The sequence below is a fragment of the Streptomyces sp. DH-12 genome, from assembly GCF_002899455.1.
Classification (GTDB): domain Bacteria; phylum Actinomycetota; class Actinomycetes; order Streptomycetales; family Streptomycetaceae; genus Streptomyces.
This window is the reverse complement of record NZ_PPFB01000001.1, coordinates 3,311,127-3,334,479: the sequence shown is the minus strand read 5'-3', so window position 1 is coordinate 3,334,479 and position 23,353 is coordinate 3,311,127. Positions and strand designations below refer to the sequence as shown.

The 23,353-nt window shown below is 72.5% G+C and carries 25 protein-coding genes and 3 tRNA genes; 22 read left to right on the top strand and 6 right to left on the bottom strand.

What is annotated here, in order from left to right:
- Nucleotides 1-80: 80 nt before the first annotated feature.
- The 12 genes from C1708_RS13755 (at nt 81) to C1708_RS13700 (ending at nt 11,608) form a co-directional block, all read left to right on the top strand.
- Nucleotides 81-473, top strand: a complete 393-nt coding sequence (locus C1708_RS13755) for an NADH-quinone oxidoreductase subunit A (RefSeq protein ID WP_106412946.1) — start codon at nt 81-83, stop codon at nt 471-473.
- Nucleotides 464-1,159, top strand: a complete 696-nt coding sequence (locus C1708_RS13750; protein WP_106412945.1) for an NADH-quinone oxidoreductase subunit B — start codon at nt 464-466, stop codon at nt 1,157-1,159. The genes C1708_RS13755 and C1708_RS13750 overlap by 10 nt, the downstream gene beginning before the upstream one ends.
- Nucleotides 1,156-2,448 carry an NADH-quinone oxidoreductase subunit C gene (locus C1708_RS13745; RefSeq protein ID WP_106412944.1) on the top strand — a complete coding sequence of 431 codons (1,293 nt, stop codon included), beginning with the start codon at nt 1,156-1,158 and terminating at the stop codon, nt 2,446-2,448. Before C1708_RS13750 ends, C1708_RS13745 begins: the two co-directional genes overlap by 4 nt.
- Nucleotides 2,445-3,413, top strand: a complete 969-nt coding sequence (locus C1708_RS13740) for a complex I subunit 1/NuoH family protein (protein WP_106412943.1) — start codon at nt 2,445-2,447, stop codon at nt 3,411-3,413. The genes C1708_RS13745 and C1708_RS13740 overlap by 4 nt, the downstream gene beginning before the upstream one ends.
- Nucleotides 3,413-3,970 (top strand): NuoI/complex I 23 kDa subunit family protein, encoded by a 558-nt coding sequence (locus C1708_RS13735; protein ID WP_106412942.1) that lies wholly within the window; start codon nt 3,413-3,415, stop codon nt 3,968-3,970. Before C1708_RS13740 ends, C1708_RS13735 begins: the two co-directional genes overlap by 1 nt.
- Entirely contained in the window at nt 3,967-4,632 is a 666-nt protein-coding gene (locus C1708_RS13730; protein ID WP_106412941.1) for an NADH-quinone oxidoreductase subunit J family protein, read from the top strand. The genes C1708_RS13735 and C1708_RS13730 overlap by 4 nt, the downstream gene beginning before the upstream one ends.
- Complete coding sequence (gene nuoK, locus C1708_RS13725) at nt 4,632-5,036, top strand: NADH-quinone oxidoreductase subunit NuoK (RefSeq protein ID WP_106412940.1); 405 nt, start codon at nt 4,632-4,634, stop codon at nt 5,034-5,036. Before C1708_RS13730 ends, nuoK begins: the two co-directional genes overlap by 1 nt.
- Entirely contained in the window at nt 5,033-7,027 is a 1,995-nt protein-coding gene (locus C1708_RS13720) for an NADH-quinone oxidoreductase subunit 5 family protein (protein ID WP_106412939.1), read from the top strand. Before nuoK ends, C1708_RS13720 begins: the two co-directional genes overlap by 4 nt.
- Nucleotides 7,028-7,033: 6 nt before the next feature.
- On the top strand, nt 7,034-8,608 hold the full coding sequence (locus tag C1708_RS13715) for a complex I subunit 4 family protein (RefSeq protein ID WP_106412938.1): 1,575 nt from the start codon (nt 7,034-7,036) through the stop codon (nt 8,606-8,608).
- Nucleotides 8,605-10,125 (top strand): NADH-quinone oxidoreductase subunit N, encoded by a 1,521-nt coding sequence (locus tag C1708_RS13710; RefSeq protein ID WP_106412937.1) that lies wholly within the window; start codon nt 8,605-8,607, stop codon nt 10,123-10,125. Before C1708_RS13715 ends, C1708_RS13710 begins: the two co-directional genes overlap by 4 nt.
- A 230-nt stretch (nt 10,126-10,355) precedes the next feature.
- Nucleotides 10,356-11,216 (top strand): zinc metalloprotease HtpX, encoded by an 861-nt coding sequence (gene htpX / locus C1708_RS13705; protein WP_106412936.1) that lies wholly within the window; start codon nt 10,356-10,358, stop codon nt 11,214-11,216.
- Nucleotides 11,213-11,608 (top strand): YccF domain-containing protein, encoded by a 396-nt coding sequence (locus tag C1708_RS13700; RefSeq protein WP_106412935.1) that lies wholly within the window; start codon nt 11,213-11,215, stop codon nt 11,606-11,608. Before htpX ends, C1708_RS13700 begins: the two co-directional genes overlap by 4 nt.
- A gap of 216 nt (nt 11,609-11,824) precedes the next feature.
- Here the strand turns inward: C1708_RS13700 and C1708_RS13695 are convergent, their stop codons facing one another.
- Entirely contained in the window at nt 11,825-13,105 is a 1,281-nt protein-coding gene (locus tag C1708_RS13695) for an APC family permease (RefSeq protein ID WP_106412934.1), read from the bottom strand.
- A 93-nt stretch (nt 13,106-13,198) separates the two neighbouring features.
- On the opposite strand from C1708_RS13695, the gene C1708_RS13690 reads away from it, so the two are divergent.
- Nucleotides 13,199-13,465 (top strand): GlsB/YeaQ/YmgE family stress response membrane protein, encoded by a 267-nt coding sequence (locus C1708_RS13690; protein WP_106412933.1) that lies wholly within the window; start codon nt 13,199-13,201, stop codon nt 13,463-13,465.
- Nucleotides 13,466-13,557: 92 nt separating this feature from the next.
- Here the strand turns inward: C1708_RS13690 and C1708_RS13685 are convergent, their stop codons facing one another.
- Nucleotides 13,558-14,046, bottom strand: coding sequence for a YajQ family cyclic di-GMP-binding protein (locus C1708_RS13685; RefSeq protein WP_106412932.1), 489 nt, complete (start codon nt 14,044-14,046; stop codon nt 13,558-13,560).
- A gap of 236 nt (nt 14,047-14,282) precedes the next feature.
- On the opposite strand from C1708_RS13685, the gene C1708_RS13680 reads away from it, so the two are divergent.
- Nucleotides 14,283-14,364 (top strand) — tRNA-Tyr (locus C1708_RS13680).
- A 708-nt stretch (nt 14,365-15,072) separates the two neighbouring features.
- Here the strand turns inward: C1708_RS13680 and C1708_RS13670 are convergent.
- Nucleotides 15,073-15,675 (bottom strand): hypothetical protein, encoded by a 603-nt coding sequence (locus C1708_RS13670; protein ID WP_106412930.1) that lies wholly within the window; start codon nt 15,673-15,675, stop codon nt 15,073-15,075.
- A gap of 810 nt (nt 15,676-16,485) precedes the next feature.
- Between C1708_RS13670 and C1708_RS13665 the strand changes: the two genes are divergently transcribed.
- Nucleotides 16,486-16,698, top strand: coding sequence for a hypothetical protein (locus C1708_RS13665; RefSeq protein WP_106416290.1), 213 nt, complete (start codon nt 16,486-16,488; stop codon nt 16,696-16,698).
- 18 nt (nt 16,699-16,716) lie between these two features.
- Here C1708_RS13665 and C1708_RS13660 read toward each other — a convergent pair whose 3' ends face one another.
- Nucleotides 16,717-17,373 (bottom strand): NAD(P)H-binding protein, encoded by a 657-nt coding sequence (locus C1708_RS13660; RefSeq protein ID WP_106416289.1) that lies wholly within the window; start codon nt 17,371-17,373, stop codon nt 16,717-16,719.
- A gap of 124 nt (nt 17,374-17,497) precedes the next feature.
- On the bottom strand, nt 17,498-18,757 hold the full coding sequence (locus C1708_RS13655) for an amidohydrolase family protein (RefSeq protein WP_106412929.1): 1,260 nt from the start codon (nt 18,755-18,757) through the stop codon (nt 17,498-17,500).
- A 208-nt stretch (nt 18,758-18,965) separates the two neighbouring features.
- Between C1708_RS13655 and C1708_RS13650 the strand changes: the two genes are divergently transcribed.
- The 7 genes from C1708_RS13650 to C1708_RS13620 all read left to right on the top strand — a co-directional run bounded on the left by C1708_RS13650 (nt 18,966) and on the right by C1708_RS13620 (nt 22,332).
- Nucleotides 18,966-19,038, top strand: a tRNA-Thr gene (locus C1708_RS13650).
- Between the two features lie 46 nt (nt 19,039-19,084).
- Nucleotides 19,085-19,157, top strand: a tRNA-Met gene (locus tag C1708_RS13645).
- Between the two features lie 88 nt (nt 19,158-19,245).
- Nucleotides 19,246-19,410 carry a 50S ribosomal protein L33 gene (rpmG, locus tag C1708_RS13640; RefSeq protein WP_003948671.1) on the top strand — a complete coding sequence of 55 codons (165 nt, stop codon included), beginning with the start codon at nt 19,246-19,248 and terminating at the stop codon, nt 19,408-19,410.
- A gap of 119 nt (nt 19,411-19,529) precedes the next feature.
- Nucleotides 19,530-19,982, top strand: a complete 453-nt coding sequence (locus C1708_RS13635) for a MaoC family dehydratase N-terminal domain-containing protein (RefSeq protein ID WP_106412928.1) — start codon at nt 19,530-19,532, stop codon at nt 19,980-19,982.
- Between the two features lie 8 nt (nt 19,983-19,990).
- Entirely contained in the window at nt 19,991-20,419 is a 429-nt protein-coding gene (locus C1708_RS13630) for a MaoC family dehydratase (protein WP_106416288.1), read from the top strand.
- Nucleotides 20,420-20,474: 55 nt separating this feature from the next.
- Nucleotides 20,475-21,530: a UDP-N-acetylmuramate dehydrogenase gene (locus tag C1708_RS13625; protein ID WP_106412927.1), complete on the top strand. Its 1,056-nt coding sequence runs from the start codon at nt 20,475-20,477 to the stop codon at nt 21,528-21,530.
- A gap of 82 nt (nt 21,531-21,612) precedes the next feature.
- On the top strand, nt 21,613-22,332 hold the full coding sequence (locus C1708_RS13620; RefSeq protein ID WP_106412926.1) for a hypothetical protein: 720 nt from the start codon (nt 21,613-21,615) through the stop codon (nt 22,330-22,332).
- Here the strand turns inward: C1708_RS13620 and C1708_RS13615 are convergent.
- A complete protein-coding gene (locus C1708_RS13615; protein ID WP_241911246.1) occupies nt 22,277-23,251 on the bottom strand; it encodes an adenosine deaminase in 975 nt (324 codons plus the stop codon). The two genes, C1708_RS13620 and C1708_RS13615, sit on opposite strands and share 56 nt — an antisense overlap.
- Nucleotides 23,252-23,353: the final 102 nt, after the last annotated feature.

Genomic DNA, 23,353 nt, shown 5'->3' with positions numbered 1-23,353 from the left:
GTCCGGCGTCACCGGCACGGATCAAGGGCAGGGCACGGGCGGGGACGCCTGGTCGCCGATCTGAGGAGTGAGGGGCGGACGTGCGGGAAACGACCGTCGTCGCGGCGGATTACTTCCAGTCCTATTCGGTCGTCGGCCTGCTCGCCGTCGTCGGCCTGCTGTTCGTCGTCGTCGCCTTCGGCGCGGGCCGCCTGCTGCGGCCGGTGGTGCCCACGCCGGAGAAGCTGCTGACGTACGAGTGCGGCGTCGACCCCGTCGGCGAGGGCTGGGCCCACACCCAGGTCCGCTACTACGTCTACGCCTTCCTCTATGTGATCTTCGCCGTCGACTCGATCTTCCTCTTCCCCTGGGCGACCGTCTTCGCCGCCGACGGTTACGGCGCCACCACCCTCGTGGAGATGTTCGTCTTCCTCGGCTTCCTCGCCGTGGGCCTGCTGTACGCCTACAAGAAGGGCGTCCTGACATGGACGTGAACCCTGCCGCCTCCGAGCCCGTGCTGCTGCCGGAACCTGGGGGTCCCCCCGGCGAAGGCAGGGGGAGGCTCGGCGCGCTCGCCCGGCTCGCCCCCGAGCCGATGAAGGTGGTCCTCAACTGGGGCCGCCGCTACTCGCTCTGGGTGTTCAACTTCGGCCTCGCCTGTTGCGCGATCGAGTTCATCGCCGCGTCGATGGCCCGGCACGACTTCATCCGCCTCGGCGTCATCCCGTTCGCGCCCGGCCCCCGCCAGGCCGACCTGATGGTCGTCTCCGGCACGGTCACCGACAAGATGGCCCCCGCGATCAAGCGCCTGTACGAGCAGATGCCCGAGCCGAAGTACGTCATCTCCTTCGGCGCGTGCAGCAACTGCGGCGGCCCCTACTGGGACTCCTACTCCGTCACCAAGGGCGTCGACCAGATCATCCCGGTCGACGTCTACGTCCCCGGCTGCCCGCCCCGGCCCGAGGCGCTGCTCCAGGGCATCCTCAAGCTCCAGGAGAAGATCGCCCGCGAGTCCCTGGGGGAGCGGTACGGCACCGCCGCCGGGCGTCCCCCGACGGCGGCGCTGCAGAGCGGGCTGGTCCGGCCGCCCGCGCCGAAGGACGCGCCGGAGGACGGTGCGAAGGACGGTCCGAAGGACGGTGCGAAGGGCGAGCCGACGGGGGAGGGGGAGGCCGGATGACCACCGCCGGCTGGCTCCCCGCGGACGTCGAGGAACTGTTCGGCGCGCAGGCCACGGCGGAGGAGGCGTACGACGTCCTCACCGTCGACGTGCCGTCCGACGCCTGGATCCCCGCCCTCGAAGCCGCCCGTGACCGCCTCGGCTGTACCTTCTTCGACTGGCTGAGCGCGGTCGACGAACCCGGCACCGGCTTCCGGGTGACCGCGCACGTCGCCGCCCTCGCCCCGGTACGGCGACTGCTGCTGCGCACCACGGTGCCGCACGAGGCCCCCGTCCTGCCGTCCGCCGTGGACGTCTACGCGGGCGCGGCCTGGCACGAACGCGAGACCCACGAGATGTTCGGCGTCGACTTCACCGGACACCCCGGCCTCGACCATCTGCTGCTGCCGGACGGCTTCGAGGGCCATCCGCTGCGCAAGGACTTCGTCCTCGCGGCCCGGGTCGCCAAGGCGTGGCCCGGCGCCAAGGAGCCGGGAGAGTCCGAGCACGGCGGCCCCAAGCGACGCCAGATGCTGCCGCCGGGCGTACCCGACCCGAACGAGTGGGGTCCGCTCAAGGGCCGGCTCCCGTCCGCCCCGGCCCGTCCCGCCCGCCGCACGGCCACCGCGGCGGCCCGCACCCCGGGCGAACGCCCGCCCCGCCGCACCCGCTCCGCCTCCGAGGGCTCGGCCAGCCAGACGGCGGGGGCGGGTACCGGCGCAGGCGCTGACGCGAGGGAGACTCAGCCACCGGTCACGCCGCGTCGGGCGCGGTCGGTGTCGGAAGGGTCCGCGAGTCAGAGGAGTGCGGGGGGCTCGGATGCCGGTGCCGGTGCCGGTGCCGGTGCCGGTGAAGGCGGTGCGCAGCCACCGGTCACGCCGCGTCGGGCGCGGTCGGCGCCGGAGGGGTCCGCCAGTCAGCGGGCGGAGACCCCGGCGCGCCGGTCGCGCAGCGCGAGTGAGGGGTCGGCGTCGCAGCGGGCCGGAGCCGCGGGCGCGGGCGGCCCCCGCCGGGCGCGGTCCGCGTCCGAGGGCTCCGCGAGCCGGCGCGCGGCGCAGGACCAGGCGCAGGGCGCGGACGACACGGCAGCGGATGCCGCCGAGGAACGGCGCGACCGCAAGCCGCCCGTCGCCCCGCGCAGCCCGGACGCCCCGTGGCACCACGCGCGGCCGGCCTTCGAGGAGCCGGAGCCGGAAGGTCAGCCCGAGCGGGATTCCGGAGCACGTCCCGGGGACACCGGTCCCGGCCCTGACCCCGACCCCGATACGCACACGAACACGCCCGACGACCCCTCAGGAGGCACGCGGTGACCGACGTTCTCGACGTCGCCCTGCGACTCCTCGTCGTGTTCGTCGTCTTCCTGACCTTCCCCCTGCTCGTGGGTCAGGCCGAGCACAAGGTCATGGCGCACATGCAGGGCCGCCTCGGCCCCATGTACGCCGGCGGCTTCCACGGCTGGGCCCAGCTCATCGCCGACGGCGTGAAGTTCGCGCAGAAGGAGGACGTCGTCCCGGCCGGCGCGGACCGCCGCATCTTCCAGCTCGCCCCGGCCGTCGCGCTCCTGCCGTATCTCCTCGTGCTGCTCGTCATCCCGATCGGGCCGGGTGAGGGTGCGGTCGGGCAGGCGCTGGACGCGGGCGTGTTCTTCGTCCTCGCCGTCATGGGCGTGGGCGTCCTCGGCTCGCTCATGGCCGGCTGGGCCTCCGCCAACAAGTTCTCCCTCCTCGGCGGCCTGCGCACCGCCGCCCAGCTCCTCGCGTACGAACTGCCGATGCTGCTCACCGCCGCTTCCGTGGCGATGGCCGCCGGGACCGTCTCCCTCGTCGGCATCCTCGACGCGTTCGAATGGTGGTGGCTGCCCTGGCAGATCACCGGCGCGCTGGTCTTCTTCATCGCCGGTCTCGCCGAACTCCAGCGCCCGCCCTTCGACATGCCGGTCGCCGACTCCGAGATCATCTTCGGCGCGTACACCGAGTACACCGGCCTGCGCTTCGCCCTGTTCCTCCTCGCCGAGTACGCCGGGATCGTCGTCCTGTGCGGCCTGACCACCGTCCTGTTCCTCGGCGGCTGGCACGGCCCCTGGGGCGCCGACGGCCTCGGCTGGGCCTGGACCCTGCTGAAGACCGCCGTCCTCGCCTTCGTCGTCATCTGGCTGCGCGTCAGTTATCCGCGGCTGCGCGAGGACCAGCTGCAGAAGTTCTCCTGGACCCTTCTGGTCCCTCTCGCCCTCGCCCAGATCGCCCTCACCGGCGTCGTCAAGGTGGTGTTCCTGTAATGGCCCCGATCCCCGGCTCCGGCCTGGCCAAGGGCCTGGCCGTCACACTGCGGACGATGACGCGGAAGTCCGTCACCGCGCAGTACCCGGACACCCAGCCCGAACTGCCGCCCCGCAGCCGCGGGGTGATCGGCCTGTTCGAGGAGAACTGCACGGTCTGCATGCTGTGCGCCCGCGAGTGCCCCGACTGGTGCATCTACATCGACTCGCACAAGGAGACGGTCCCGCCCGCCGCCCCCGGTGGCCGGGAACGCAGCCGCAACGTCCTCGACCGGTTCGCCATCGACTTCGCCCTGTGCATGTACTGCGGTATCTGCATCGAGGTGTGTCCTTTCGACGCGCTGTTCTGGTCCCCGGAGTTCGAGTACGCGGAGACCGACATCCGTGACCTCACCCACGAGCGGGACAAGCTCCGCGAATGGATGTGGACCGTCCCGGCCCCGCCCGCCCTCGACGCCGGCGCGGAGGAACCGAAGGAAGTCGCCGCCGCCCGCAAGACCGCCGACAAGCTCGCGGCCGCCCAGGCCGACGAACCCGGTCAGGAGGGCCGCGCATGAGCACCGCAGCGACCGCCGCTCTCGCGGCCGGCACCGCGCACCGGGCGGCCGAGTCGCCCGGCTTCCTGTCCCCGACCGGCGTGGAGATCACCTTTCTTCTCGTCGGCCTGGTCACCCTCGGGGCCGCCGTCGTCACCGTCACCACCCGGCAGCTGGTGCACGCCGCCCTGTGGCTCGTGGTGGCCCTCGGCGGACTCGCCGTCGAATACCTGCTGCTCACCGCCGAGTTCATCGCCTGGGTGCAGGTCCTCATCTACGTCGGCTCCGTCGTCGTCCTCCTCCTGTTCGGGCTGATGCTCACCCGCGCCCCCGTCGGCCGCTCGCCGGACGCCGACTCCGGCAACCGCTGGGTCGCCCTCGCCGTCGCGGTCGCCGCGGCGGCCGCTCTGGTCTGGGTGGTCGTCGACGCCTTCCGCACCACCTGGATCGACCTGGACGGAGCTCCCTCCGGCTCCACCGAGGTGACCGGCGCCAGCCTCTTCCAGCACTGGGTCCTCCCCTTCGAGGCCCTGTCCGTCCTCCTCCTCGCCGCCCTCGTCGGCGCGATCGTCCTGTCCCGCAAGGCCAGGAACGGCGCCGCGTCCGGCGCGCCGGGCGCGGGCTCCGCCGTCACCGCGGCCCGCACGAAGGACACCCGGGACGACCAGGAAGGGGCCCGCTGATGCACCTCGCCTATCCCGCCGTCCTCTCCGCCCTCCTCTTCTGCACCGGCCTCTACGGCGTCCTCGCCCGCCGCAACGCGATCCTGGTGCTGATGTCGGTCGAGCTGATGCTCAACGCCGTCAACCTCAACCTGGTCGCCTTCGACGCCTGGCTCAGCCGGGCCGCCGAGGACACCCTGCACTCCGGCCAGGCGCTGGCCCTGTTCACCATCGCCATCGCCGCCGCCGAGATCGGCATCGGCCTCGCCATCGTCCTCGCCGTGTACCGCAACCGCGGCACCTCGGACATCGACCGGCTCCGCGACACCGCCGAGGGCCACGACCCCGACGACCCCGACAGCGACGCCACCGGCCGCGCGATCCCCGCCCCGGCCGCCGGTGAGAAGGCCGAGGCCACCGCGTGACCACGACCACCCTCGCCGTCCTCGTCCCCCTCCTGCCGTTCCTCGGCGCGCTCGCCGGACTGCTGCTGGGCCGCGCCGCGCCCGGCTTCGTCCGCCCGCTCGCCGTCCTGCCGACGCTCGCCTCGCTCCTGCTCGCCGCCGCCGTCGCCGCGCGCCAGGGCGGCGGCGGCCCGGTCGACGCCGTCACCGGGCTCACCCCCACCGGCTCGGTCCCGGTCGAACTCGCCCTGCACATCGACGGCTTCGCCGCCCTCACCGCCGTGGTCGTCGGCACCGTCGCCGTCTGCGTGCAGATCTACTCCACGGGCTACCTGCGCGACGACCCGCGCTACCCGTCGTACGCCGCCCTCGTCTCGCTGTTCACCTCCGCGATGCTCCTGGTCGTCTACACCGGCGACCTGATGGTGCTGCTGGTCGGCTGGGAAGTGATGGGCATCTGCTCCTACTTCCTCGTCGGCCACTACTGGGAGACCCCCGAGGCGCGCGCCGCCTCGCTGAAGGCCTTCCTGGTCACCAAGCTCGGCGACGTCCCCTTCCTCATCGGTCTGTTCGCCCTCGCCTCCGACGCCGGGTCCTTCCGCATCACCCGGATCCTCGACGCCGTCGCGCAGGGCGGCATCGGCCACCCCACGCTCATCGCCCTGCTGCTCCTCGCGGGCGTGGCCGGCAAGTCGGCGCAGTTCCCGCTGCACACCTGGCTCCCCGACGCGATGGCGGGTCCCACTCCCGTCTCCGCGCTGATCCACGCCGCGACGATGGTCGCCGCCGGCGTCTACTTCGTCGCCCGTCTCCTCCCGCTCTTCGAGGCCTCGCAGGCCGCGATGACCGTCCTCGCCGTCATGGCCGCCGTGACGATGACCGGCTCGGCGCTCGCCGCACTCGCCCAGGACGACATCAAACGCGTCCTCGCCTACTCGACGATCGGCCAGCTCGGCTACATGACCGGCGCCCTCGCCGTCGCCGACCGCGGCGCCGCCGTCTTCCACCTCCTGTCCCACGGCGCCTTCAAGGCGCTGCTGTTCCTCGCCGCCGGCGTGATCATCCACGCCGCCGGCACCAACTCGCTGGCCGCCACGTCCCGTATGAGCGGGCTGCGCGACCGCGTGCCCGACGCCTACTGGACGATGACCGTGGCACTCCTCGCGCTCGCCGCGATCCCGCCGTTCAGCGGCTTCTTCTCCAAGGAGGCCGTCCTCGGCGTCGCCGAACACGTCGTCACCGGCCACACCGAGCACGCTCCCGCCGCCGCGGGCTGGATCGTCCTCCTCGCCGGTCTGCTCACCGCCCTCCTCACCGCCGCGTACGCGACGCGGCTGTGGCTGCTCGCCTTCCGCGGCAGCGGCACCGAGGCGCCCGACCACGGCCGGCAGCCGCTGACCATGACCACCGTGCTGTGGGTGCTCGCCGTGCCGTCGCTGGCGCTCGGCGGCCTCGCCTTCCGGGTGCTGCCCGACTGGTTCGACGGCCACGACCTCACCCCGACGCTCACCACCTCCGTGCTCGGCACGGGCGTGGCACTGGTCGGCGGCATCGTCACCTACGCGACCTGGCGGCACACCACCGCGCACGCGGCCCGCCACCCGCTCGGCGCCGTCGCCGCCCACCCCGGGGGAGACGCCGGCCGGGTCGAGGCGGAGGCCATCGCCAGCCACGAACCCGCCTACGGGAACGTCGCGCACGCGGCCGACCCCGCGGACCCCGGACGGCTGCTGCTCGGCCCGCTGCACCGGCACGCCGCCGTCGGCTTCCACCTGGACGCCGTGTACGCGGCGCTCCTCGTCCGCCCGGTCCAGGCCGGCGCGAGCCTCGTACGGTTCCTCGACCGGGAGGTCGTCGACACCTACGTACGCGGCGCGGGCACCCTGCCCCGCTGGCTCGGCGCCGCCGTACGACGGGCCCAGACCGGCAATCTGCAGACCTATGTGAGCGCGCTGCTCGCCGGCACCGTCGTCCTCGCGGTGACCGCCGTCCTCGTCGCCACGGGAGCGTGAGCAGGCGTGATCGATATCAACGAGTCCGTGATGCAGTTCCTTCTGGCGTTCCTGGTCGTCGGCCCGCTCCTCGGCGCCGCCGCCGCTCTGCTGCCGGCCCCGCCCGGACTGAAGGGGAAGTCGCCCGAGCAGGCCGTGCTCCGCCACGGCGTCACCGTCACCGGTGCGATCCTGGCGGCGGCGATCGTCCTGGCGCTCGGCTTCGACCACGACCAGCCGTCGACGATGCAGGCCACGACCGACATCAGCTGGATCCCCGCACTCGACGTGCGGATCCACCTCGGCATCGACGGCATCTCGCTCCCCCTTCTGGTCCTGACCGCCCTGCTGACCTTCCTCAGCGCCCTCTACTCGTACTTCAAGCCGCCCGCGGGGCCGTCCCCGAAGGGCTTCGTCGCCCTGCTGCTCGTCCTCGAGTCCGGCACCCTGGCGACCTTCGCCGTCCTCGACCTCGTCCTGTTCTTCCTCGCCTTCGAGACGGTCCTCGTCCCGATGTACTTCCTCATCGCCCGCTGGGGCGGCGAGGGCCGGGCCGAGGCCGCCTGGAAGTTCATCCTCTACACGCTGCTCGGCTCCGTGGTCATGCTGCTCGGCCTGCTCCTGATCGGGATCAAGGCGGGCACGTTCGACATGGTGGCACTCGCCACTGACAACGGCCGGCCGCTGACCACGTCCGTGCAGGTCATCGCCGTACTGGCGGTCGGCGTCGGGCTCGCGGTCAAGACGCCGATGTGGCCGCTGCACAGCTGGCTGCCCGACGCCCACACCGCCGCCCCGACGGTCGGCTCCGTCCTGCTCGCCGGCGTCCTGCTGAAGATGGGCACGTACGGCTTCGTCCGCATCCTGCTCCCGGCCGCGCCCGACGGTTTCCGCACCTTCGCGCCCTACCTCGCCGCGTTCGCCGTCGTCGGCATCGTCTACGGATCCCTCGCCTGCCTCGCCCTGGCCAGGAAGGGCGCCAAGGGCGACCTCAAGCGCCTGATCGCCTACTCCTCCGTCGGTCACATGGGCTTCGTCCTCCTCGGCATCGCGACCATGACCCCGACCGGCGTCAACGGCGCCCTGTTCGCCAACATCGCTCACGGCCTCATCACCGGCCTGCTGTTCTTCCTGGTCGGCGGACTGAAGGAACGCACCGGCAGCACCGACCTCGACGCCCTCGCCCAGGAGACCGGAGCCGCCCTCTACGGCAAGGCGCCGCGCCTCGGCGGCCTGCTCGCCTTCGCCGCCGTCGCCTCCCTCGGCCTGCCCGGCCTCGCCGGGTTCTGGGGCGAGATGCTGGCGCTGTTCGGCGCCTTCGACCCCGCCGACGGGCTCAGCCGGCCGGCCTTCCTCACCTTCATGTCGATCGGCGCGTTCGGCACCCTGCTCACCGCCGCCTACCTGCTGATCGTGGTCCGCCGGGTCTGCATGGGCGCCGCGCCGAAGGACGCGCCGGCACTCACCGACGTGCGCTCCTACGAGTTCGCGGCCTGGACCCCGCTCGTCGTCCTCACCGTCGTCGCCGGCCTGTGGCCCAAGGCCCTCCTCGGGCTGACCGACCCGGCCGTGCAGCAGCTCCTCGCAGGAGGCACCCGATGAGCTCCCTCGTCCAGTCCGTCGACTGGCTGGCCATCGCGCCGCCCACCATCGCGGCGGTCGCCGGACTCGTCGTGCTCGTCGCCGACCTGTTCGTCGGCGAGACCAGGAAGCCCCTGCTCGGCTGGATCGCGGTGGCCGGACTCGCCGCCGCCGCACTCATGCTGCTGCCCCTCCTCGACGCCGACCGCGCCACCTTCTGCCTGGTCGGCGACACCGAGGTGTGCAGCTACACCGCGGACCGCTTCACCCTCGTCGTCCAGTTCCTGGTGCTCGGCGGTGCCCTGCTCTGCGCCCTGCTGTCGGTCACCGCGCTGAAGGACTCCGGCAAGCGGCTCCCCGAGGGCGAGTACTGGTTCCTGTTCCTCTCCTCCACCGCCGGCGCGGCCCTGCTGCCCGCCTCCCGGGACCTCGCGACCCTCGTCGTCGCCCTGGAGGTGGCGTCCCTGCCCGCCTTCGCCCTGGTCGGCCTGCGGCACGGCGACCGCAGGTCCTCCGAGGCGGCCCTGAAGTTCTTCCTGTCCTCCGTCACCGCCACCGCGGTCAGCCTTCTGGGCATCAGCTTCGTCTACGCCGCGACCGGAACCCTCCACCTCACCCGCGTCGCCGAACGCATCCAGCACGTCGACGGGCAGCTCGACACCCTCGCGCAGACCGGCGTCGTCCTCACCCTCGTCGGTTTCGCGTTCAAGACGGCCGCCGTCCCCTTCCACTTCTGGGTCCCCGACACCTACGTGGGCGCCCCGCTGCCGATCGCCGCCTACCTGTCCGTGATCGGCAAGGCGGTCGGCTTCTCCGGCCTCATCCTCGTCACCGTCGTCGCCCTGCCCTCGTACGCCGACGCCTGGGCCCCCGCCCTGGCCGTGCTCGCCGCGCTCACCATGACCGTCGGCAACGTCGGCGCCCTGCGCCAGCAGTCCACGCGCGCGTACAGCGCCGTACGCCTGCTCGCCTGGTCGTCCGTCGGCCAGGCCGGGTACCTCCTGGTGCCGATCGCCGCCGCCGGGTACTCCGACGACCCCGAGAGGTCGGCCGGCTCCACCCTCGCCTACGCCCTCATGTACGGCGCCGTGAACCTGGGGGCCTTCGCGGTGGCCGCCCTCGTCGGCCGCGCGCACCGGCTCAACCGGGTCGCCGACTACCGCGGCCTGTACGCCGCGAGCCCGCTCACCGCGCTGCTCATGGGCTTCTTCCTGCTGTGCCTCGCCGGACTCCCGCCGGGTGTCATCGGCCTCTTCGCCAAGGTCACCGTGTTCGCGGCGGCCGTCGACGCGGGACTGGGCTGGCTGGCCGTGGTCATGGCCGTCAACGTCGTGATCGCGCTGGTGTACTACCTGCGCTGGACGGCGCTGCTGTTCCGCGCGCCGGAGGCGGCTCCCGAGGGGAAGGCGGCGGCCCCCCACCGCTTCCCTGCCCCTGCCCCGCTCACCGCGGCGCTCGCCCTGACCGGCGTTCTCGGCATCGTCCTGTCCGGCGCCCCGCAACTCGTCCTGCGCTTCACGGAGACCGGGCTCTTCTAGCCGGCCGGCGCCTCACGCGCGCGGGGCCGCTCGTCCTGCCCCGCACACCCCTTCGCACGGACGGTTGACACGCGCCACCGCGCGCACAAGGGAACTAGTGCCCCCCGCCTGGCGTTGACCGGTACGGGAGGGTCCACTGGACGTGGCACCACGGTGTCAGTGGGCAGCGCAGGTCAGACGGAAGATCAACCAGCAAGGGTTCCCCTGCCGCACGATTTGGAGGGCGTACCGTGCACCGCCGGCACAACGGGCTCAGGACCGCGGTCCTCCTCGGGGGACTGTCCGCGCTCATCATCGTCATCGGCAGCTTCTTCGGCCGCACGGGGCTCGTCGTCGCCGTCGTCGTCGCGCTGGGCACCAACGCGTACGCGTACTGGAACAGCGACAAGCTGGCCCTGCGGGCGATGCGGGCCCGCCCGGTGAGCGAGTTCGAGGCCCCCGGCCTGTACCGGATGGTCCGCGAACTCTCCACGCAGGCCCGCCAGCCCATGCCCCGCCTCTACATCTCGCCGACCGAGGCCCCCAACGCCTTCGCCACCGGCCGCAACCCGCGCAACGCGGCGGTGTGCTGCACGGAAGGCATCCTGCGTCTCCTCGACGAGCGGGAGCTGCGCGGCGTCATCGGCCACGAGCTCAGCCATGTCTACAACCGCGACATCCTGATCTCCTCGGTCGCCGGCGCCCTCGCCTCCGTGATCATGTTCCTGGTCAACTTCGCCTGGCTGATCCCGATCGGCCGCTCGGACGACGACGACGGCCCGGGCATTCTCGGTCTGCTGCTCGTCCTGATCCTGGGCCCGCTCGCGGCGTCCCTCATCCAGCTGGCCATCAGCCGCTCCCGCGAGTACGAGGCGGACGCCTCCGGTTCCCAGCTCACCGGCGACCCGCTCGCCCTGGCGAGCGCCCTGCGCAAGCTGGAGCTCGGCACCAAGCAGCTCCCGCTGCCCCCCGAGCCCCGCATCGAGACGGCGAGCCACATGATGATCGCGAATCCCTTCCGTCCGGGGCAGGGATTCTCGAAGATGTTCTCCACCCACCCGCCGATGGCGGAACGTATCGCCCGGCTCGAGAAGATGGCAGGTCACCTGTGAAGACCATCCTGAATCTCATCTGGCTCGTCGTCAGCGGCGTCTGGCTGTTCCTCGGCTACATGCTCGCCGGCCTGCTGCTGTGCATCACGGTCATCGGCATCCCGTTCGGCGTGGCCGCGTTCCGCATCGGCGTCTACGCCCTGTGGCCCTTCGGGTACACGACGGTGGAGCGCCGCGACGCGGGAGCCCCGTCCTTCGTCGTCAACGTGCTGTGGCTGATCCTGGCGGGCTGGTGGCTCGCCCTCGGCCACATCGTCACGGGCCTCGCCCTGTGCGTGACGATCATCGGCATCCCGCTCGGCGTCGCCAACTTCAAACTGATCCCGGTCTCGCTGTTCCCGCTGGGCCGCGAGATCGTCCGCACGGACCGGGCGTTCACGGACCGCTGGTGAGGTGAGCCGCGGTGTTCGCCGCGGGCTGTCGGGCGGGAAGTCGTCCACAACTCCGAGGTTGTCCACAGCCCCGCACACGCTTCGCCGCCGCCGCGCATCATGGACCCATGACCGAGCACGAGAAGCGGTACGAGCGGACGGCGCCGCCGCACCGCATACGCCGCGGCCCCTGACCCACGTCCGGGCGCCTCAGGCCTGGGCAGCGCAGGGGAGCGGTCACTGCCCGCCCGGAGCCCCCCGCCGCCGCCCCCGCGCCTTCCGCACGCCGTAGGCCACCGCACCCGCACCGAGCACCGCCGCGCCCACGGCAACCGAGGTCCAGGGCAAGGAGAACGCCAGCGCCAGGCACCCGGCGAACCCCACCGCCGGCGCCACCCGGGCCCCCGCCGCCGGACGGAGCGTCCAGGCCGAGGCGTTCGCCACCGCGTAGTACATCAGCACCCCGAAGGAGGAGAACCCGACAGCGCCCCGCACATCGACGGTGGCGGCCAGGACGGCGACGACACCGCCCACGACCAGTGCCGCCCGGTGCGGCACGTGGAACCGCGGATGGACGGCCGCCAGCGGCCCCGGGAGGTGCCCGTCCCGGGCCATGGCCAGGGTCGTCCGCGACACCCCGAGCAGCAGGGCGAGCAGCGACCCCAGCGCGGCGACCGCCGCACCCACGCGCACCACCGGCGCGAGTCCGGGCGCCCCGGCCGCCCGCACCGCGTCGGCGAGCGGCGCGACGGACCCGCCCAACGACTCCGCCCCCAGAACGGAGAGGACGGCGACAGCGACAGCCACGTACGCGGCGAGCGCGACACCCAGGGCCACCCGGACGGCCCGCGGGATGGTGCGCGCGGGATCGCGCACCTCCTCGCCGAGGGTCGCGATCCGCGCGTACCCGGCGAAGGCGAAGAACAGCAGGCCGGCCGCCTGGAGCACCCCGCCGGTCCCGCCCGGCGCGCCTGCGTCCAGCCGCCCGAGGTCAGCATCCCCCGACGTCAGACACACGACCACCACGGAAGCGAGGACCGCCAGGACCACACCCACGACGGCCCGCGTCACCCACGCGGACTTCTGCACCCCGCCGTAGTCGACCGCCGTGACCAGCACCACGGTGGCGACGGCCACGGCGTGCGCCTGTCCCGGCCAGGCGTACGCGCCGACGGTCAGCGCCATCGCCGCGCAGGACGCGGTCTTGCCGACGACGAAGGCCCACCCGGCCAGGTAGCCCCAGAACTCCCCGAGCCGCTCCCTGCCGTACACGTACGTGCCGCCCGAGGCCGGGTACAGAGCGGCCAGGCGTGCCGACGAGTCGGCGTTGCAGTAGGCGATCGCGGCGGCGACGGCCAGCGCGAGGAGCAGCCCGGAACCGGCGGCCCGCGCGGCGGGCGCGAGCGCGGCGAAGATGCCCGCGCCGAGCATCGCGCCCAGGCCGACGACGACGGCGTCGCCCGCGCCGAGGGTGCGGCGCAGTGCAGGACCGCCGGGGCCGGCGGGGGTGTTCGTCATGAGGCCGCACCCTACTGGTCAAGGGCAACCGGAAGGTGTACTCGTGACGTCCTCCATGGTGCACAGGCCGACGGGGAGGGGCAGGTACTCGGCATGACGATCATCAGCTGGATCATTCTGGGCCTGCTGGCCGGTGCCATCGCGAAGCTCCTGCTGCCCGGCCGCGACCCGGGCGGCCTCGTCGGCACGACCCTGATCGGCGTCGCCGGCGCGTTCACCGGCGGCTGGATCTCGTCCCGCTGGCTCGACCACCCGATCAGCAAGGACTTCTACGACGGCGCCACGTGGCTGGCCGCGATCGGCGGCTCATTGGTCCTGCTGATCGCCTACCGCATCCTCTTCGGTCATTCGCGCGACTGACGCGACACGCGTGCGGCGCCGCCGCGCGCACGAAAAGGGTGGGCGCCCGAGCGGCGCCCACCCTCCTGCGGCCGTCCGGCGCGCCGGCCGTTCTACCGGTAGTTCACGAACTGCAGGGCGAAGTCGAAGTCCTTGCCCTTGAGCAGCGTGATGACGGCCTGGAGGTCGTCCCGGCTCTTGGAGCTGACGCGCAGCTCCTCACCCTGGACCTGGGCCTTCACGCCCTTCGGGCCTTCGTCGCGGATGATCTTCGCGACCTTCTTCGCGTTCTCCTGGGAGATGCCCTCCTGGATCGACGCGAAGATCTTGAACTCCTTGCCCGAGAGCTGCGGCTCGCCCGCGTCCAGGGCCTTCAGGGAGATGCCCCGCTTGATCAGCTTGGACTGGAAGACGTCGAGGACAGCTTTCACCCGGTCCTCGGAGTTGGCCTCCATGAGGATCTTCTCCCCGGACCACGAGATCGAGGCGCCCACGCCCTTGAAGTCGTAGCGCTGCGAGATCTCCTTGGCGGTCTGGTTGAGGGCGTTGTCGACCTCCTGCCGCTCGACCTTCGAGACGATGTCGAAACTGGAGTCGGCCATGTCCTGTGGCTCCTTGATTCGGGGTGCGTATCGGGCTGCGCACCGGATGCGTACCGGCGTACTTGAGGCGGCCACCGAGCCCGGAATCGGTCCCGGACCGCATCCGGACCAGCCTAGTCACCCCCCGGCCCGGGGGTGGCGATCAATCGGGTGGCGAAGCACCCCTGTCCATCGGGTATTGTTTACGTCGTTGCCAGCGAGCACCGCCGGAAGGCGGGGTTCAGTGCAGCAAACCCGGCGGTGTGCCCGAGCGGCCAAAGGGAGCAGACTGTAAATCTGCCGGCTCAGCCTTCCCAGGTTCGAATCCTGGCGCCGCCACACGGGAACGAAGGGCCCGTGACCTGCTCACGCAGCAGGTCACGGGCTCTTCGTCATGTCATCCCGGAGGCGGCCCACTGTCTCACTCCGTCCCGTGCCTGAACGCCCTGCCTCGGAGCACGTGGGCGACCCGTACCCGCGGGCAGGCTTCCGGGCCCGTTCGGCCACTCTGTCGCAGTCGCGCCGAGTCTTCGCAGTGGCAGCTTCGTCGCCGTCGCTGAGGAATCCGACGTGGCCGCGGAGCGGGAACGCCGGTTCCGGCGGAACGGGCGCCTCGCAGTCCCGGTCGCCGGCGGGACGGAGAGCCGCTCTTGGCGTAGCCGTGGGCGGGTAAGCGCTGCAGCATGACGGACCGTCAGCGCACAAGTGAGGAGGCCTCTGCCGCTCCATGGCGCCGACACCGGTTCGTGCGATGGCTCGTGGTGTGGGCCTGTGCGGGTGCGGTGTTCGGGCTCGGTGCGGTGGTGTGGCATTGGGTGAGGGGCAAGTCGTGGGACGACTCGTTCTCGTTCGCGCTGACGTTGACGGTGAGCGTGGTGGTCGGCCAGTGGGCAGCCGCCGTCATCCGGCGGAGAGCCGGGGGTGGCGACGACTGAGGCTCAGCAGTGGAAGTGGCTGCGCTCATGCCGGCGCGGCGTCGGCGGCACGTGCCGCCCCGCCGACACGGGGAGCCGTGGTCGTCGAGGCGGCGCCGTCCGGAGTGCCGGGTCAGCCGATGTCGAAGCCGATGTTGGTGACGTACCACCTGTCGTCGATCTTGCTGGAGTGGACCTGGACGTCCAGCTGACCGGCTTCCACGCCTGTGGAGCGGGAAAGGATGATCTTGTCGAGGGTCTGGCCGTCAACGGTGATCTTCTCTGCGGGGACCACCGTTTCGTCTCCGGTGGCCGGGGTCTCGGCGACCTCCACCTCCGGGTCGGCCGAGGGCGGATCGGGGGTGAACGACTCCCGGAACTTCCCTATGCTCTCCAGGATCTTCGCGCCTTCGGGCGAGTTGCTGTCGCACGTCGCTTCCGTGCCGGCGCGCGCGGGCTTCGAGCCGGTAGCGGCCTCGCCCATCAGCAGGCACGCTTCCTTCGGCTGGTTCTTGACGACTGCGGTGACCCACGCCGCGACCGCGCTCTCGGCGGTGGACTGGTCAGCGGACGAGGCCTGCCCCGTATCCGAGGCGTCCCCCTGCTCGCTGCCCGGCGCCTTCTCGGAATCGGCGGCCGGCGAGTTGCTCGAACCCGTCTCCTTCTCGGAGTCGTCCGAGCCGCTCGAACACCCCGTGAGGGTCATGACCGCCGCCATCAGCACGCCCCCGGCCATCCCGGCGACGTTTCTCCTCATACCGCTCAATAACACTGTCTCTATTGCCCTTCCGTGCATCTCGGCAGGAGTGACGTGCACATATGTCTCCGGGGAACCTGACGGTCCCGCCTCGGCGTCACTGCCCCTCGCGAGAACGGTACAGGCAGTGAAATCACCGCTGTCACTTGGTGTCGCAGGGGTAAGTCGCGTCGTTCTCCGCCGAGTTGTTCCTTCGAATTCGGCATGTTTCCACCAGGGAAATGCCTTTCGTCGCTTCCCCGTCCGGGCGGACTCGGTGAGCGCGGTCCCCCGGCACCGCAGACCACCCTGCGCCGGCCCGAACCGGCCCTGCTCGGCCCCGCGAAGTCCCTGGACCTGACCGGCCGTTGCCTCACCGCCCGGCGGTCGGCGCCGCGGTCGTCGGCGGCATCACCCATGAGCCGTTGCGCGTGTCGCACGCCAAAGCGTCATGAATGCCGCAGGTCGAGTCGCGGGGCGTGCCGCACGCCGGATCATTGCGAATGCCGCACCGCGCGCCGCGTGTTCGACAATTTCCGGAATTCCGCCCTCCGCGGCCCCGGAGGCGGAAATCGGCTGAAGGCCGACGAGGCCGTCGCAGCACGATGCCGGACCGCGAAGGGGAAACGCGACGCGTTGTCCGACGGCCCAGCCGCGGGGCGGAACCAGGAAATCTGACGTCATCCTCGCGTCCGCTGATGTCCGTAAGGATCCGCAGGTGCCGGTCACTCCAGGAGGCGAGGCGGCCGGTGGCCGTGCCCTGGTATGCCGGGGCAGGGGCGGCACAACGCTGCCGGGCACACTGGGAGCATGTCGTCGCGTCGTCGTCCGTGTCCCGAGTGCCGTCGTGAGATCGCCGTCGTCGCCGGGCGGTACGCGCGGCACGATCCGCCCGGCGCCCGTGGCAGCGGAGAGCTGACCTCCTGCCCGGGGTCCCGCCGGCACGCCCGGACAGGGCCTGAGCAGCCGTCGCTGGACGGCTACGTCGTGCCGGACTTCCCCGGGCAGATGTCCCTCTTCTGAACCAGGCCCGCGCCCCGCTCAGTTGCCCGCGACCGACTTCACCGCCACCGACGCCGGCGCGGAGCCGCTGATCAGTTCCAGGGTCAGGCCTGCCGTCGCGGGCGTGTCCACCAGTTCCGCCAGGACGGCGGCCACGTCGTCGCGGGGGATCGCGCCGCGGCCCGTGCGGGCCTCCAGGCGGACCAGGCCCGTGCCCGGCTCGTCCGTGAGCTGCCCCGGCCGCAGGATCGTCCAGTCCAGGGCGTCCAGGCTCCGCACGTACGCGTCCGCCTCGCCCTTGGCCCGCAGGTACACGTCGAAGACCTCGTCCCCCTGGTGTTCCGGGTCCGCGCCCATGGACGAGACGATCACGAACCGGCGTACGCCCGCGCGTACGGCCGCGTCCGCGAAGAGGACCGCCGCCGCCCGGTCCACCGTGTCCTTGCGGCCCACGCCGCTGCCCGGACCGGCGCCCGCCGCGAACACCGCCGCGTCCGCGCCCTCCAGGCACTGCGCGACCTCCTCCACGGGAGCGGACTCCAGGTCGAGCACGATCGGTTCCGCACCCAGCTCCCGCAGGTCGTCCGCCTGTTCGGGTTTGCGGATGATGCCCGCCGCCTCGTCCCCGCGCGCGACGAGCAACCGCTCCAGCCGCAGCGCGATCTGACCATGACCACCAGCGATGACAATGCGCATGTATTCGACCGTACGCCGCACCGGCCCTGTCCGCCGCGCGACCCGGCCCCCGACACGCGCAGCCTCAGGCGTACCCCCACCTCGACCCCGCCCCGCGCCGGCCTCACTCCACACCGCCCCGCCCCTACGCCGTCCCCCGCCCCTGCCGCGGCAGTCCCGGCCCCGTGCCGGCCGCCGCCGAGTCGCAGTACTCCCGCACCGCGCTCGTCCGGGAGACGACGCGGCCCCCGTGCACCACGATCCGGCTGTACGCCAGGGACAGCGCCGCCGGCAGGCCGTCGCCCCGGACCGCCAGCAGGTCGGCGGGGAACCCCGCCTCCACCCGCACCTCCGGCAACCCCATCGCCGCCCGCGCCTGAGCGCTCACGGCCGCGTACGCGTCCTCGGGGGACAGCCCCTGGCAGGAGGCCAGCAGGTACGCCGCCTCCAGCGGGTCGCCCCGGCCCACCGGGTTCGACACGTCCCGCAACGACCCGCTGCCCGCCGCGACCCGTACGCCCGCCGCCCGCAGCAGCCGTGCCGGCGCGGCGCCCCGGCCGTCCGCCGCGCCGCAGCCGCCCTGGGGCAGACACACCACCGTCACCCCGGTCGCCGCGAGCCGGTCCGCCGTACGGGCCGCGACATCGGGGGGAAGGGCGGACAGGCCCCCGCACGGGCCGAGCGTCACCCCTGCCCGCAGGCCGCCCGCCATCGCCGCGAGGCGGGCCAGCCGGGCCGGGTCGGACGCGTCGGTGTGCAGGTCGACGGGCAGGCCGTGCTCGGAGGCCGTCTCCAGTACCGCCTCCACATAGCCCGTGGGGTCGGGGTCGAGGTCCGGGCAGCCGCCCACCACGGACGCGCCCATCTTCACGGCGTCCCGCAGCACCGCCAGCCCGTCCGCCCCGGCCACCCCCGTCAGCACCCGGGGCATCGCCACCGTGGTCAGCTCGGCCAGCCCGCGCAGCGAACGCGCGGCGCGCAGCACGGCCCGCAGCGCGCCGAGCCCCGCCATGTCCCCCACGCGCACGTGCGCGCGCAGAGCCGTGGCGCCGTGCCCGAGCTGGAGCAGCGCCGCCTCCGTCGCGCGGCGCTGGACGTCCTGCGGGTCGGGGGAGACGGGGCCCGGTTCGTCGGCGGTCAGGGCGGTGTCCGCGTGGGCGTGCGGTTCGGCGGGGGCCGGCAGCAGCAGGTGGCCGGTGAGGTCGAGCCGGGCGATACACGCGCGCGTGGCGTCCGCGGTGAGGCTGCCCGCCGTGCCGACGGCCTCGATGCGCCCGCCGCCCAGCCGGACGTCCACGGTCCGGCCGTCGGTGAGCCGGGCGCCGCACAGCAGGAGCGGGGCCGGGCCCGAACCGGAGGGCGAGGACCACGGGCGGGACGGTGACTGCGGCCGGTTGTCGGGCATCGCGCTCCTGGGGCTCGGGCTGCGCACGAGAACGCACGTCACGCTGAGACAAGATCACGCAGAGTGAGTCGAGCCTAGGACGGCCCCCCGCCCCGCGCCGGGAGGAGCGCAATAGTCGTACCGGTGCGGCCCGTCGGCCCGGGAGGGGGACGGGACCGGGAACGGATTTGGGCGAACGGCGGCGGACCGTGTAATGTCTTCATCGCTCGCCCCAATAGCTCAGTCGGCAGAGCGTCTCCATGGTAAGGAGAAGGTCAACGGTTCGATTCCGTTTTGGGGCTCTGGTGTGAGAGGTTCCCGTCGCGAGGCGGGGCCCGATCGCATCAAAGCGGTGTAGCTCAGTCGGTAGAGCAAGCGGCTCATAATCGCTGTGTCACCGGTTCAAGTCCGGTCACCGCTACTGTCAGTAGCCGATTGCGGGGTCGGTCCTTCGATCGGCTACTCTTCTTGCGTTAATCAAGTCCATCCGTTCGTCAAGGAGCACTCACGTGGCTGCCACCGACGTCCGCCCGAAGATCACGCTGGCCTGCGTGGAGTGCAAGGAGCGGAACTACATCACCAAGAAGAACCGGCGTAACAACCCGGACCGTCTTGAGATGAAGAAGCACTGCCCGCGTTGCAACGCGCACACCGCGCACCGCGAGACGCGATAAATCAGGCTCGTACACGAGGCCGTCCCCCCACTCGGGGGGCGGCCTCGTGTCGTTTCCCCACCGACACCACACACTGTGAGACACGTCGGTCCTGGACCGACACAGGAGGTGCCGCGCGCATGGCGCTCGACCAGTCCTTCGTGGGGCGGACCTATCCCCCCACCGAGCCCTACGAGGTGGGCCGGGAGAAGATCCGCGAGTTCGCCGAGGCGGTGGGCGACGCCAACCCGGCGTACACGGACGCGGAGGCGGCCAAGGCGCTCGGCCACCCCGATGTGATCGCCCCGCCGACGTTCGTGTTCGCCATCACGTTCAAGGCCGCGGGACAGGTCGTCGCCGACCCGCAGCTCGGCCTCGACTACAGCCGGGTGGTGCACGGCGACCAGAAGTTCGCCTACAGGCGCCCGGTGCGCGCCGGCGACCGGCTCACGGTCACGTCCACCATCGAGACGATCCGGTCCATGGCGGGCAACGACATACTGGACATCCGCGGCGAGGTGCACGACCAGGACGGCGAGCACGTCGTGACCGCCTGGACCAAGCTGGTGGCCCGCGCGGCCGAGGAGGCGTGAACCACACCATGACGGCGAAGATCTCCTACGCCGACGTCGAGGTCGGCACCGAGCTGCCCGCGCAGACGTTCCCCGTGACGCGCGCCACCCTCGTCCAGTACGCGGGGGCCTCCGGCGACTTCAACCCCATCCACTGGAACGAGCGGTTCGCCAAGGAGGTCGGGCTGCCCGACGTCATCGCGCACGGCATGTTCACCATGGCCGAGGCGATCCGCGTGGTGACCGACTGGGCGGGCGACCCCGGCGCGGTCGTCGAGTACGGCGTCCGCTTCACCCGCCCGGTCGTCGTGCCCGACGACGACAAGGGCGCCGTCATCGAGGTCAGCGGCAAGGTCGCCGCCAAGCTCGACGACGACACGGTCCGCGTGGACCTCATCGCGACCAGCGCGGGCCAGAAGGTCCTCGGCGCCTCGCGGGCGGTCGTGCGGCTGGCCTGAGCCGTCGCAGCGGCGGGGAGCGGGGGCGGCGGCGCCGTCTCGTAGTCTTGAGCCCGTGCAGGAACTCCACGACGCCCCCCTCGCCCCGCTGACCACCTTCCGGCTGGGCGGTCCCGCGACCCGGCTGGTCACCGCGACCACCGACGACGAGGTGATCGCCGCCGTCCGCGAGGCCGACGCCGCCGGCACCCCGCTGCTGGTCATCGGCGGCGGTTCCAACCTGGTCATCGGCGACAAGGGCTTCGACGGCACCGCCCTCGTCGTCGCCACCAAGGGCGTCACCCTCGACGGCACCGGCCTGGAGCTGGCCGCCGGCGAGGTGTGGACCGACGCCGTCGCGGCCACCGTGGAGGCCGGGCTGGCCGGCATCGAGTGCCTGGCCGGCATCCCCGGCTCCGCGGGCGCCACCCCCATCCAGAACGTGGGGGCGTACGGGCAGGAGGTCTCCTCCACGCTCACCGAGGTCGTCGCCTACGACCGGCGCAGCGGTGAGACCGTCACGCTCTCCAACGAGGAGTGCGCCTTCTCCTACCGGCACAGCCGCTTCAAGGCCGACCCCGAGCGGTACGTGGTCCTGCGCGTGCGGTTCCGGCTGGAGGACGCCGGCGGGATGTCCGGCCCGGTCAAGTACGCCGAGACGGCCCGCGTGCTCGGTGTCGCGCCCGGCGAGCGGGTGCCGCTGGCCACCGCCCGCGACACGGTGCTGAAGCTCCGTGCGGGCAAGGGCATGGTGCTGGACCCGGAGGACCACGACACCTGGTCGGCCGGTTCCTTCTTCACCAACCCGATCCTGGACGACGAGACGTTCGCCGCATTCCGTACGCGTGTGCGGGAGCGGTTGGGGGAGGGCGTCGAGCCGCCCGCCTACCCCGCCGGCGAGGGGCGCACCAAGACCTCCGCGGCCTGGCTGATCGACAAGGCCGGCTTCACCAAGGGGTACGGGAGCGGGCCGGCCCGCATCTCCACCAAGCACACCCTCGCGCTCACCAACCGCGGTGACGCCACCACGGAGGACCTGCTGGCGCTGGCCCGCGAGGTCGTGGCGGGCGTCCGCGACGCGTTCGGGATCACCCTGGTGAACGAGCCGGTCATGGTCGGCGTCGGCCTCTGAGCGGCCCGCACGGGCGACGGGGCGTAATTCCGTTGCCGGCCCCGCCCGCCGCGCGTATCCCTGAGGCCATGAGGGAGCTTCCGTGCGGCTGAGGGTCGACGAGTTCCGGCCGCGCGCCGGCCACTACGCCTTCCGGGTCGTCCAGCCGCGCCCCGCGCTGCGGCACACCACGCTCAGCGACCCGATGCGCGACTGGGGCTACCTGGTCGGGGACCACGACGGCCTGTCCCGCCTCGCCGGGCTGTTCTCCTTCGCGGCGTACTCCCCGCGCACGGTCGTCCACGTGCCGCTCCGGCAGAGCGTCCCCCGGCAGTACCCGCGGGGCGTGCCCGTCGACCTGGTGCTCGCCCACCAGTCGCTCGGACTGCGGCCCTCCGTGTGGCCCGCCCTGCGCCGCGGGCTCACCCGGGGCGTCCCGGGCACCGTCCGCACCGACGAACGCCGCACCGCGTGCCACGGCTCCGCCTGGGAGGAGCTCTGGGAGCGGCGCTGGGACCGCCTGCCGCGCGCCGACCGCATCCGGCCCGCCGTCCACGCCCGGACGCTGTTCCTGTTCGGCGCGCGGGACACCTTCGCCGCCGCGTCCCTGCGACTCGGCCGGGCGGCCGGCTACGGCCCGCTCGGCAAGGGGGCGGGCCAGGGGCACGACGTGCTCAGCGCCTCGCTCACCACGCTGCTGCCCCTGACCCGGGGGCGGGGGGCGGAGCTGGACATCGGCTTCCAGGCGTATCCGCCCCTCGCCCACTTCAGGCGACCGGGGCGGTCAGCCAGGCGTCGACGCCCGACAGCAGCTTCTCCTTGACGTTCTCCGGCGCCGCCGAGCCCCGGATCGACTGCCGGGCCAGCTCGGCGAGCTCCGCGTCGGTGAAGCCGTGGTGCCGCCGCGCGATCTCGTACTGCGCCGCCAGCCGGGAGCCGAACAGCAGCGGGTCGTCCGCGCCCAGCGCCATCGGCACACCCGCCTCGAACAGCGTGCGCAGCGGCACGTCCGCCAGCTTGTCGTAGACGCCGAGGGCGACGTTCGACGCCGGGCACACCTCGCAGGTGATGCCCCGGTCCGCGAGCCTCTTCATCAGCCGCGGATCGTCCGCCGCCCGCACGCCGTGGCCGATCCGGTGCGCGTCCAGGTCGTCCAGGCAGTCCCGGACCGACGCCGGCCCCGCCAGCTCGCCGCCGTGCGGGGCCGACAGCAGCCCGCCGCTCCGCGCGATGGCGAACGCCCGGTCGAAGTCGCGGGCCATCCCGCGCCGCTCGTCGTTGGAGAGGCCGAAGCCGACGACCCCCCGGTCGGCGTAGCGCACGGCGAGGCGGGCCAGCGTACGGGCGTCCAGGGGGTGCTTCATGCGGTTGGCGGCCACCAGCACCCGCATGCCGAGCCCGGTGTCGCGGGACGCCGAGTCCACCGCGTCGAGGATGACCTCCAGCGCCGGGATCAGCCCGCCCAGCCGGGGCGCGTACGACGTCGGGTCGACCTGGATCTCCAGCCAGCCGGAGCCGTCCCGCAGGTCCTCCTCGGCCGCCTCCCGCACCAGGCGCTGGATGTCCTCGGCCGATCTGATGCACGAGCGCGCGGCGTCGTACAGGCGCTGGAAGCGGAACCAGCCGCGTTCGTCCGTGGCCCGCAGCCGGGGCGGCTCCCCGCCGGTCAGGGCGTCGGTCAGCGCCTCGGGCAGTCGCACCCCGTACTTGTCGGCCAGCTCCAGCAGGGTGCTGGGCCGCATGGATCCGGTGAAGTGCAGATGCAGATGGGCCTTCGGCAGCTCAGAGACATCACGTACACGCGGGGGGTTCGGGGGGCGCCCCCCTGAAAAGCTCAGCATCCC